At 64.7% G+C, this 10,714-nt stretch carries 8 protein-coding genes and 1 pseudogene; 2 read left to right on the top strand and 7 right to left on the bottom strand.

Annotation, left to right across the window (positions count from 1 at the left end; genetic code table 11):
• The 4 genes and pseudogenes from DBR20_RS22575 to DBR20_RS03455 form a co-directional block, all read right to left on the bottom strand.
• Positions 1–1,388: pseudogene (locus tag DBR20_RS22575) on the bottom strand (regulator); the annotation flags it as partial.
• Positions 1,389–1,458: 70 nt separating this feature from the next.
• On the bottom strand, positions 1,459–1,944 hold the full coding sequence (locus DBR20_RS03465; protein ID WP_108265187.1) for a MaoC family dehydratase: 486 nt from the start codon (positions 1,942–1,944) through the stop codon (positions 1,459–1,461).
• Positions 1,941–2,819, bottom strand: coding sequence for an alpha/beta hydrolase (locus tag DBR20_RS03460; protein WP_108265186.1), 879 nt, complete (start codon positions 2,817–2,819; stop codon positions 1,941–1,943). Before DBR20_RS03460 ends, DBR20_RS03465 begins: the two co-directional genes overlap by 4 nt.
• An 11-nt stretch (positions 2,820–2,830) precedes the next feature.
• Positions 2,831–5,005 carry a TonB-dependent receptor gene (locus tag DBR20_RS03455; protein WP_108265247.1) on the bottom strand — a complete coding sequence of 725 codons (2,175 nt, stop codon included), beginning with the start codon at positions 5,003–5,005 and terminating at the stop codon, positions 2,831–2,833.
• A gap of 170 nt (positions 5,006–5,175) precedes the next feature.
• Between DBR20_RS03455 and DBR20_RS03450 the strand changes: the two genes are divergently transcribed.
• Both DBR20_RS03450 and DBR20_RS03445 read left to right on the top strand, forming a co-directional pair.
• Positions 5,176–6,579 carry a GntP family permease gene (locus DBR20_RS03450; RefSeq protein WP_108265185.1) on the top strand — a complete coding sequence of 468 codons (1,404 nt, stop codon included), beginning with the start codon at positions 5,176–5,178 and terminating at the stop codon, positions 6,577–6,579.
• 87 nt (positions 6,580–6,666) lie between these two features.
• Positions 6,667–7,671, top strand: coding sequence for a PHB depolymerase family esterase (locus DBR20_RS03445; protein WP_108265184.1), 1,005 nt, complete (start codon positions 6,667–6,669; stop codon positions 7,669–7,671).
• 118 nt (positions 7,672–7,789) lie between these two features.
• Here DBR20_RS03445 and DBR20_RS03440 read toward each other — a convergent pair whose 3' ends face one another.
• From DBR20_RS03440 to msuE, 3 genes are read right to left on the bottom strand one after another with little or no spacing between them, the layout of a single operon-like run.
• The gene (locus DBR20_RS03440) at positions 7,790–8,830 is read right to left on the bottom strand and encodes a methionine synthase (RefSeq protein ID WP_108265183.1); all 1,041 of its coding nucleotides are present in this window, start codon (positions 8,828–8,830) and stop codon (positions 7,790–7,792) included.
• Positions 8,831–8,870: 40 nt separating this feature from the next.
• Positions 8,871–9,848, bottom strand: coding sequence for a DUF1852 domain-containing protein (locus DBR20_RS03435; protein ID WP_108265246.1), 978 nt, complete (start codon positions 9,846–9,848; stop codon positions 8,871–8,873).
• Between the two features lie 57 nt (positions 9,849–9,905).
• Positions 9,906–10,487 (bottom strand): FMN reductase, encoded by a 582-nt coding sequence (gene msuE / locus DBR20_RS03430; protein WP_108265182.1) that lies wholly within the window; start codon positions 10,485–10,487, stop codon positions 9,906–9,908.
• Positions 10,488–10,714: the final 227 nt, after the last annotated feature.

The raw sequence follows: 10,714 nt of genomic DNA, 5'->3' as shown, positions 1-10,714 counted from the left end.
CCGTCGGGGCTGACCGACGGTGGCGGGGCGGGGATCACCATCGGCAGCAACACCAGCCACAGCCAGACCAGAGAGCCCAGCACGATGCCGGCGATGATGGCCGGGGAGGGCGTGCGCGGACGGTACACCGCCACCAGTACAGCCGGTGCCAGTTGGGAGAGCGCGGTGAACGACATCAGGCCGAAATCGCTGAGCGCCTCGGTGCCGCTCATCGCGCGGCTGTACAGCCACGACATCAGGAACACGGCGAGGATGCCGGCGCGACGGAAGGCCAGCACGCGCGGTCGCAGATCGGCGCCGCTGTTGAAGCCGTTGACGCCGCTCAGCAGGCGCGAGCCCACGCCGTGGTTGCCGAGCATGATCGACAGGGTCAGCCCGGACAGGATCATCATGCCGGTGGCCGCGCTCAGGCTGCCCAGGTAGGCCAGCAGCGCCAGCAGGTGGTGGCCGCGTTCCTGCGGCAGGGCCAGGACATACAGGTCGGGCGATACCGAAGACGGCAACTGTGCGGCACCGGCCAGTGCCATCGGCACCGACGGCAGGCCGATCAACAGCAGGTACACCGGGAACAGCCAGCGCGCCGTCTTCAGGTCCGACGACTGCCGCAGTTCGACCACGCCCACATGGAACTGATGGGGCAGGGTGAACGCGGCCATCGCACCGAGCGCGACCATGGTCAGGTAATCCGGCACCACTGCCGGCGGCGGCAGGTGCGCCATCTTTTCAAGCAGCGGCGCGCCAGCCTTGTGCACCGAGAGCGCGGCATACAGGCCGATGGCCAGCAGTGCCGTCAGCTTCAACAGCGATTCCAGGCCCAGCGCGACCACGATGCCGCGGTTGTGTTCGGTGGCAGACGCTTTGCGTGCGCCGAACAACGTGGTGAACGCCGCCATCGTCAGCGCGAACCAGAACGACACGTCCAGCTGCCAGCCGACGGGCGCGAACTGATCGCCAAGCAAGGCGCCAAGGCCCTGGCTGACTGCTTTGAGCTGCAGCGCGATGTAGGGAATGATGCCGAACAGCGCGACCAGGGTAATGGTGATGCCCAACCCTTGATCGGCTCGCAGCCGTGCAACGACCAGATCGGCGATGGTGGCACTGTTGTGCTGTTTGGCCAGTCGCCCCAGCCGCACCAGGAACGGCAGGCCGAAGGCAAAAATGAGCGCCATGCCGATCAGTGTCGGCGGAATCGGAAAGCCCCACTGCACGCCCTGCGAGGCGGCCCCGTAATAGGTCCATGCCGTGCAGTGCACGCCCAGCGACAGCGCGTAGATGGCCGGCCAGACCTTCGACAGCCGATGCCCCTGGCGCTCTCCCCACAGGGCGACGCCAAACAGCAGCACGGTCCACGCGATGCAGGCGAACAGGACGATGGAAGGCGTCAACATCGCTCCAGTGTAGAGAGAACCGCGGCCGACGGGCAGCGGGCCGGTGCTGCACTGCGGGGGTAGGGCGGCGCTAGTCGGCGAGCACGATCAGCGACAGCTGTTCGGCGACCACGGCCACCTCACCGGTGGGGATCACTTCCACCGTCTTGTGCTGGGCCAGCAGCCACTGCCCGGGCCTGCGTGCCTCCAGTGACAGCAGCTGCGAGCGCACCCGCACCTCGGAACCGCTGGGCACCGGCGCCAGGAAGCGGACCTTGTTCAACCCGTAGTTGAGTACGTGGGCGATGCCGGGAAAACCGGCCAGGGCCGCCACATCGTCCTCGACGGTAAGCGAGAGCAGGAGGAAACCATGCGCGATGGTCTGCCCACCCGGCAGGCCGGTCTGGGCGCGGGCCGGATCGGTGTGGATCCAGTTGTGGTCACCGGTGGCGTCGGCGAAAGCATCGATGCGCGACTGCGCGATGCGCGTGTTGGCGCTCAGCCGCTCGCTTGCCGCCCATTGCCGCAGGGCCTGCAGGGCGGCAGGCAGCTCATCCATCGAAACCTCGGAACTCATTGCACGCGCTCCAGCAATGCCAGGATCGCATCACGCGCCTCGGGCTCGGACAACATCGGCGCATGGCCCACCTCCGGCACTTCAACGAGGCGGGCGTTGGGCGAGGTGGCGGCCATCTGCCGCGCGACATCGGCAGGCAGGATGTCCGACAGCGCCCCACGAACGACCAGCACTGGCGCGCGTGCAGTCAGGCCACGCACCGCGCGCCACAGCACCGGGCGCAGCAGCCACAGCACCCACGGACGGGTTGTGCGGATCACCGCCGGGTCGTAGTCCAGTTCCAGCAGGCCATCGCTGCGTTGGCGGAAGGTGCGTACGGCCATCGCCCGCCAATCGTCGGTGGTAAAGCGCGGGAACGCAGCCTTGCCGATGGACTCCACATAGGTCGTGGCCTGTGCCAGGTCCATCGGTGGCACGGGCTTGCCGGCGTACTTGCCGATCCGCGCCAGGGCTTCGCGCGGCACCTTGGGGCCTGCATCGTTCAGCACCGCAGCGGCGATCAGTCCGGGCGCACGCGAAGCGAGGGTAATGGTGACCAGCACCCCCAGCGAGGTGCCGACGAACACCGCCTTGTCGATGTTCTGCGACCGCAGCAGCGCCACCATGTCATCGGCATACGCGCGCGGGTTGTAGCTGGACGGGTCGGGCGCAGGTTCCGAGCCTGCGCGCCCGCGCAGGTCAACGGCGATCACCCGCCAGCCGACGGCGGTCAGCGACTGCGCAATGGCATCGAAGTCGGCGCCATTGCGGGTCAAACCGGGGATGCAGACCACCGTGCCACGGGGCGGTTGCCCCGCGTCCGGGGCATGGTCGCGCGCATGCAGGCGAAGGCCATCGTCACTTTTCCAGTACAGATCATCGTAAGACGGTGTCATGCAGAAGCTTCCTAGAAATCGTAACGGACGCTGAGGCTATATTGGCGCGGCGGCCCATAGAAACCAATCAGCGTGCCGACCGCCGGAATGTTGTAACCGGTGGTGCGGTATTCCTTGTCGGCCAGGTTGGTGCCCTGCAGCGAGAAGGTCCAGGCGTCGTCGAGCTTCCAGATCACACCGGCATTGACCAGCCCGTAGCCGTCCTGGCGGATCACCGGGCTCAGGTCGGTGGTCGGCCACACTTCACTCTGGTAGCTGTAGCTCACCCGCGCGGACAGGTTGCTGCCATTGGCCAGGTCGGTGCGGTATTCCACGTTCAACGCGCCCGAGAAGTCCGGTGCGTTGGTGAATTTCATCTGCTTGGCAACATTGACGCCACGATCCATGTACTCGTCATACTTGGCGTCCAGCCAGGCCAGGTTGCCGGAGATCAGCCAGTGCTGGCTGGGCAGGTACTGGTACTCGATTTCCAGGCCGTTGATGGTGCCGGCGCCGGCATTGGTGAAGTCGCCGAAGAAGGAATCATCGACGCCGTCGCCATTGGTATCGATGCCGGTGAACACCGACAGCTGGATGTCCTTGTACTTGTTGTGGAACGCCGACAGGTTCAGGAACAGGCGCTGGTCGAGGAAGGCCATCTTGCTGCCGATCTCGAAGCTGTCAACGGTCTCGTCATCGAACGGCTCGGCCGAGCGCGGCACCGCCACGGCATTGGCGCGGATGTTGTAGCCGCCGGATTTGAAGCCTCGCGTGGCCAGGCCGTAGACCATGATGTCCGGGGTGATCTGGTAGTCCAGCGACACCTTCGGCGAGACGTTCTTGAAGTTGGTCTTCTTGTCGAAATCCGCCGCCACCGCGATGGGTCTGCTGAAGGTCGCGTCGGCGTAGAAGCGGTTCAACACGACTGCGCGCTTGTCCTCGTCGGTGTAGCGGGCGCCGACGTCCAGCTTCAGCTTGCTGGTCAGGTCGAAGGTCCAATCGGCATACAGCGCGATGCTGTCGGTGAGCACCTTGCCGCGGGTGTCGCCGAACTGCAGGTTGAAGAAGTTGTTGCGGATCTGGCCGCCGGCTTCGCCACTGAACTGGTACAGGCCGACCACGCCGCGCACGCGTCCACCGGAATCGTAGTTCAGCTGCACCTCGTTGCTGACCTGGTCGTCGTGGTAAGTGCCACCCACATCGGCCAGCTTGACCGGCGTGCTGTCGAAATCGATGTTCGCGTCGCTGTCCGATTCGCGCTTGGCCACCACGTACTTCAGTGCAACATCTTCGCTGGGCCGCCAGTTCACCGTGGCCGAGGCGCCCTTGGTCTCCACGTTGTTGAGGTTGCGCATGCCCGAGCGGATGTCGTAGCGGTCATCCATCGGCGGGTAGGCACGCACGAACGGGTTGGGCGCCAGCATCTTCGAGCCGCGCATGCCGGACTGGTCATCGATCCAGTCCAGGGCGAACTGCACGTCGAAATCGTCACCGGCATACGCACCCAGGTTGAAGCGTGCCGCATTGATCTGCTTGTCACTGACCGGCTGGTTGGTAAACGTGTTCTCGCCGAAGCCGTCACGATTCATGCTGGCCACCGCCACGCGCGCGCGCAGACCGCTGTCGGCGCCGCCGATCGGGCCGCCGATCGCCGCCTTGGCGTCGAGCTGGCTGTAGTTGCCCACGGTGATCTGGGCAAAGCCTTCGGTCTGGGTGGGCAGGCCGCGCGAGATGTACTTGATGGCACCGCCGATGGTGTTCTTGCCGTACAGCGTGCCCTGCGGGCCGCGCAGCACCTCGATGCGCGAGACGTCGAACACGTCCAGCAACGCACCCTGCGGGCGGGCGATGTAGACGTCGTCCAGGTAGATGCCCACGCCCGGGTCAGCGCCCCAGGTGGGATCGGACTGGCCGACGCCGCGGATGTAGGCCGTGACCGTGCTGCTGGCGCCGCGCGCCGCATAGATGGTCAGGTTGGGCACCTGTCCATCCAGGTCGCTGATGTCCTGGACATTCATCTTGTCCAAGGCTTCGGAAGTGAAAGCGGTGACGGCAACCGGCACCTCCTGCAGGGTTTCCTCGCGCTTGCGCGCGGTCACCGTGATGCTGTCCAGGTTGGTCGCCGAAGCGGTCCTGCCCGCCGCCGGCGCGCCCTGCGGTGCTTCCTGCGCCAGAACCGGCCCGGTGGCCAACAGCGTGCCGATCATCAGGCTCAAGCAATTCCGTTTCATTCGGTCCTCCCCCAAGGCAGATGGCCCATTGCCACCCATGCTGCCTAGGCTAGCGGCGCCGTGGCACACCGGCGAGTGGACCTAGGTCCAGTCGGCAGCGGTCGCCAGATCCGGATACTGGGCGCGTCCCCACCTGGAAGCGCCGTATGTCGTTACTGATCGTACTTGCAGCGCTGGCCTTCCTCATTCTGGTGGCCTACCGCGGTTACAGCGTGATCCTGTTCGCGCCCATCGCCGCACTGGGCGCTGTGCTGCTGACCGATCCCTCGCTGGTGGCGCCGATGTTCACCGGCTTGTTCATGGACAAGATGGTTGGTTTCCTCAAGCTCTACTTCCCGGTATTCCTGCTGGGCGCAGTGTTCGGCAAGCTGATCGAACTATCTGGCTTCTCCCGCTCCATCGTCGGTGCCGCGATCCGGTTGTTCGGACCGCAGCGGGCAATGCTGTCGATCGTGCTGGTGTCGGGCCTGCTGACCTATGGCGGCGTGTCTTTGTTCGTAGTGGTGTTCGCGGTCTACCCGTTCGCGGCGGAAATGTTCCGCCAGAGCAACATCCCCAAGCGCCTGATTCCGGCCACGCTGGCGGTGGGCGGCTTCAGCTTCACCATGGACGCGCTGCCGGGGACGCCGCAGATCCAGAACATCATTCCAACCACGTTCTTCGGCACCGATACCTGGGCGGCACCCGTGCTGGGCACGCTTGGCGGCATCTTCGTGTTGGCGGTTGGCATGGCCTACCTCGAGTGGCGCCGTCGCGTTGCGGTCCGCAATGGCGAGGGCTACGGCGATCCGGCCACCCTGGTGAACGAACCCACACCATTCGTCGGCACCCATCTGGCACATGCGGGCGTTGCCGTGCTGCCGCTGGTGCTGGTGTTCGTCTCCAACAAGCTGTTTACCCTGGGCATGCCGCACTGGTACGGCAGCGAGCACAGCTTCATACCGTCGATCCTGGGCAGCTCCGCGCCGGTGGTGCAGAACGTGGCGAAGATCACCGCAATCTGGGCGGTGCTGGGTGCGCTGCTGGTGGGCATCCTGTCGGTGCTGGCGCTCGCCTGGCGCCCCGTGGTCACCCAGTTTGCCGAGGGCACCAAGGCGGCGATCGGTGGTGCAGTGCTGGCAGCCATGAACACCGCCTCGGAATATGGCTTCGGCGCGGTCATCGCCGCGTTGCCGGGTTTCATGGTGGTGGCCAACGCGCTGGGCTCCATCAAGGATCCGTTGCTGCACGAAGCGGTGACCGTAACCGGCCTGGCCGGCGTCACCGGCTCGGCATCGGGCGGCATGAGCATCGCCCTCGCGGCAATGTCGGAGACCTTCATCGCCAACGCGCAGGCCGCCGGTATTCCGATGGAGGTGCTGCATCGCGTTGCCGCGATGGCCTCCGGTGGCATGGACAGCCTGCCGCACAACGGTGCCGTCATCACCCTGCTGATGGTGACCGGGCTGACCCATCGCCAAGCCTACAAGGACATTTTCGCAGTAACCATCATCAAGACCCTCGCGGTGTTCGTGGTGATCGGCATCTACTACGCCACCGGCTGGGTTTGACAGCGGCGTCGCAGCACCCTCTGGAAGGTCGGTCCACGAGGATTTCCGGTACCACTTCATCCACGACTCACGCATGAGGATCTGGTCATGAAATCTGGAATCGATTCAATCAAGGCGCTGATGCTGCTGCTGTGCACCTGGCTGGCCACGACAAGTACCGCATCTGCGGCAGACCCACTCGGGCATTGGGATGTCGGCCTGTACGGCAATCTGTTCGGCGCCCGCGAGTACCAAGTATGGGTGCCGGCCGGCTACGACGAAACGAAGCCACTGCCCCTGCTGCTGGTACTGCACGGCTGCGTGACCGGGCCGAACCTGATGGGCGAGGCCTCCGGCTTCAATGAGGTGGCGGATACCGAAGGCTTCATCGTGGTCTACCCGCGGCAGAACGTAACCTCCAATCCGGCACGCTGCTGGAACTGGCAGTTGCCGATCAACCAGGCGCGCGGCAGTGGCGAGGCCTCGATCCTGGCCGGCATCGTGGACAAGGTGAAGGCGGGCTACAGCATCGATCCGCATCGGGTCTACGTCACCGGTATTTCCGCTGGCGGGGCGATGACCTCGATCATGCTGGCCTGTTATTCGGATGTGTTCGCTGCGGGCGCGATCCACTCCGGTGGCATGTACAAGGGCGCGACCACGATTTCCGGCAGCGCCTACGCGCTGTTGGCCGGCAGCATCTACTCGCCGGACAGCAACGGGCGGCTGGCCTGGCAGTGCTCGGGCTCGCCGTCGCCGCGACCGATCCCGGTGCTGGTGTTCCATGGCACCGCCGACGCCACGGTGAACCCGGTGAACGGGCAGCAGGCCGTGCGCCAGTTCCTGCAGACCAATGACCTGGCCGACGATGGCCTGGACAACGACTCGGTGAAGTATGTACCGACCAACACCTTCCACGGCCAGGTGCCGGGTGGGCGCGCCTACACGGTCGACACCTACACCTATGGCGGCAGGACGCTGGCCCAGCATTACGTGGTGCAGGGGATGGGGCATGCCTGGAGCGGCAGCCAGTCCGGACTGCCGTTCACCGATCCCAAGGGGCCGGATGCCACGCTGATCACCTGGCTGTTCCTGAAGGATCAGCAGCGCTGAGTGTGGGGCGCAGGAGCAGGGGAGGCGGCGCCAGTGCGGGAGTGGAGGGCTCCCGCACTGGCGTGCGGCCTTTGCCTGATGAAGTCGGGCGCGTTTGACAGCATGCGCCCCGTCCCGCTCAGCCCTGTGCCAGAAGCTCCTCGCGGATGATCTGTGCACCTGCGCTGAGCGCGCGCAGCTTGCCCCGTGCCACATCACGCGACAGCGGCGCCATGCCGCAGTTGGTGCTGGGGTAGAGCTTGTCGGCATCCACGAACTGCAGCGCCTTGCGCAGGGTGTTGGCCACGTCTTCCGGCGTCTCCACCGTGCTGGAAGCCACATCAATGGCGCCCACCATCACCTTCTTGCCACGCACCAGTTCGATCAGGTCAATCGGCACGTGGGAGTTGTGGCACTCCAGCGAAATGATGTCGATGCTGGAGGTCTGCAGCTTCGGGAACGATTCTTCATACTGGCGCCATTCCGAACCGAGCGTCTGCTTCCAGTCGGTGTTGGCCTTGATGCCATAGCCATAGCAGATGTGCACCGCCGTCTCACACTTCAGTCCTTCGACCGCTCGCTCCAGGGCGGCTACACCCCAGTCGTTCACTTCGTCGAAGAACACATTGAAGGCAGGCTCGTCGAACTGGATGATGTCCACGCCAGCCGCCTCCAGCTCCTTCGCTTCCTCGTTGAGGATCTTCGCAAACTCCCAAGCCAGCTTCTCGCGGCTCTTGTAGTGCGCGTCATACAGGGTGTCGATCATGGTCATCGGGCCTGGTAGTGCCCATTTGATCGGCTGCGTGGTCTGCCTGCGCAGGAACTTCGCATCTTCCACAAACACCGGCTTCGGGCGGCTGACCGCGCTCACCACGGTGGGCACGCTGGCGTCGTAGCGGTTGCGGATGCGGACGGTTTCACGCTTCTCGAAATCGACGCCGTTGAGGTGTTCGATGAAGGTGGTGACGAAATGCTGCCGCGTCTGTTCGCCGTCACTGACAATGTCGATGCCGGCGTGCTGCTGTTCCTGCAGGGACAGGCGCAGGGCGTCCTGCTTGCCTTCATTCAGCGCTTCATCCTGCAGCTTCCAGGGCGACCAGAGCTTCTCGGGCTCCGCCAGCCAGGAGGGCTTGGGCAGGCTGCCGGCGGTGGAGGTGGGGAGCAGTTTCTTCGTCGACATTGCGTCTTGTGTCCTGGGGGGCGAATGGAAAATCGATGGATCAGCGGGCGGCCCACTGCTCAAGCACGGCGCGGTGCGGCTTGATGAAGTGCTCTTCAGTGAACTTCCCCTGCTTGACCGCGAGCTGGCTGCGCTCCTCGCGGTCGTAGACGATGCGGGTGGAGGAGTAGTCCTGATGCTTCAGGCTGGGCTGGTAGACCTTGCCAGCCACGGAATTGGCGTTGTAGATCTCGGGGCGGTAGATCTTCTGGAAGGCCTCCATCGTGCTGATGGTGCCGATCAGTTCCAGGTTCGAGTAATCGCCCAGCAGGTCGCCCTGGAAGTAGATCGCCAGCGGCGCGACGCTGCCCGGCGGCATGAAGTAGCGCACCTTCAGCCCCATCTTGTCGAAGTACTGGTCGGTGGGGGAGAACTCGCCTTGCCGGTACTCCACGCCCAGGATGGGATGGTGGTTCTCGGTGCGGTGGTAGGTCTTGCTGCTGGAGACGCTGATGCAGATGACAGGCGCCTTGCTGAAGTTCGCACGGTAGGCGTCCGACTCCAGGAAGTGCTGGAACAGCTTGCCGTGCAGATCGCCAAAGCCGTCGGGAATGCCGAAGGTGGCCTTGCCCTCGTTGCTGGCGGGCAGTACCACGCTGAAATCGTAGTCGCGGACATAGGAAGAGAAATTGTTGCCGACAATGCCTTCGGTGCGCGCACCGGTGAGGGTATCGACGATGGTCGGCCGCAGCACCTCGATCAACGGGAACGTATCGCTGCCGTCGCTGCCATCGATGTGCATCTCCACGGAGATGATGTCCAGCTCGACGACATAGCGGTCCGCGCTCGGGTTGTCCCAGTGCGCGAGGTCATTGAAGCGGTTGTTGATCATGCCGAGCGTGTTGCGCAGGTTTTCCTGGCGGGATTCGCCGCGGGCCAGGTTGGCGAAGTTGGTGGTGATGCGCGTGCCGTCAGCGGGCTGGTAATCCTCGTTGAAAGGAATACGGCTGATGCTGAAGGTGAAGTTGCTGGTCGTCATGGGCGGCGTTCCGGTTTGCGGGGTGACATCCGAATGCAGGTCGATGGCAGTCGGCATTCAGAGAGCGGCAGCAGCCACAAGAGCAACAGGGGCTGCGCGATGGGAGAGGGCAAGCAACGGCATGGCCCGCTGTACCGCCAGGCGCGCCCGCTGGATCAGCGCTTCGTCGTGTACGCGGCCGTCGGCGAAATCGCGGTCGGTCGCGTAGACGCCCAAGGGCAGGGTGCGGGCCTGGAAGAAGCTGAAGAGCGGTCGCAGCTGGTGGTCGATCATCAGCGCGTGGCGCTCGCTGCCGCCGGTGGCGGCCAGCAGGATGGGGGTGTCGACCAGCGCGTCCTGGTCGATGAAGTCGAAGAAGTGCTTGAACAGGCCGGTGTACGAGCCGCGGTAGACCGGCGTGGCCACCACCAGTACATCGGCCTGCTCGACAGCGGCCAACTGCCGCTCCACGGTCTCGGGCAACTGCGAGCGCCAGAGCGCACCGGCCAACTGCGGCGCCAGTTCACCCAGTTCAATCAGGTGCTGATCGCAGGGGACGCCTTCGCCGATCAGGTCCAGCAGGTGCTCGGCCAGGGTCGCGGCCCTTGAGGGGCGCTGCAGCCCGCCGGAAACGGCGACGATACGGAGGGGGCGGGTCATCTCTTCGCTTTCAGCAGGGGAGGGGCTCCATCGGGATGATCTGCAGGGGCGCAGTCCTGCAGGCCGGCTGGGTGACCGGGCCGGCAGGTAACCGAAGGCATGAGCCGATGCTAGCCAGCCCTTCCCATGACGTAAAATGGTATTACTTCACCAATCCATGAGTGAGATTCATCGTCATGTTGGAGCGGATACATCTCAGCATCGTGCAGCAGGTCGAACAGCAGGGG

It is taken from the genome of Stenotrophomonas sp. HMWF023 (assembly GCF_003060985.1).
Taxonomy (GTDB): domain Bacteria; phylum Pseudomonadota; class Gammaproteobacteria; order Xanthomonadales; family Xanthomonadaceae; genus Stenotrophomonas; species Stenotrophomonas lactitubi.
The sequence above is the reverse complement of the archived record's forward strand: the minus strand, read 5'-3'. Positions and strand labels throughout refer to the sequence as shown.

Coding starts and splice junctions, on each gene's coding strand:
- DBR20_RS03465 (WP_108265187.1), bottom strand. CDS start 1,944: ATGAGTTCCGAGGTTTCGATGGATGAGCTGCCTGCCGCCCTGCAGGCC.
- DBR20_RS03435 (WP_108265246.1), bottom strand. CDS start 9,848: ATGACGACCAGCAACTTCACCTTCAGCATCAGCCGTATTCCTTTCAAC.
- DBR20_RS03455 (WP_108265247.1), bottom strand. CDS start 5,005: ATGATCGGCACGCTGTTGGCCACCGGGCCGGTTCTGGCGCAGGAAGCA.
- DBR20_RS03440 (WP_108265183.1), bottom strand. CDS start 8,830: ATGTCGACGAAGAAACTGCTCCCCACCTCCACCGCCGGCAGCCTGCCC.
- msuE (WP_108265182.1), bottom strand. CDS start 10,487: ATGACCCGCCCCCTCCGTATCGTCGCCGTTTCCGGCGGGCTGCAGCGC.
- DBR20_RS03445 (WP_108265184.1), top strand. CDS start 6,667: ATGAAATCTGGAATCGATTCAATCAAGGCGCTGATGCTGCTGCTGTGC.
- DBR20_RS03450 (WP_108265185.1), top strand. CDS start 5,176: ATGTCGTTACTGATCGTACTTGCAGCGCTGGCCTTCCTCATTCTGGTG.
- DBR20_RS03460 (WP_108265186.1), bottom strand. CDS start 2,819: ATGACACCGTCTTACGATGATCTGTACTGGAAAAGTGACGATGGCCTT.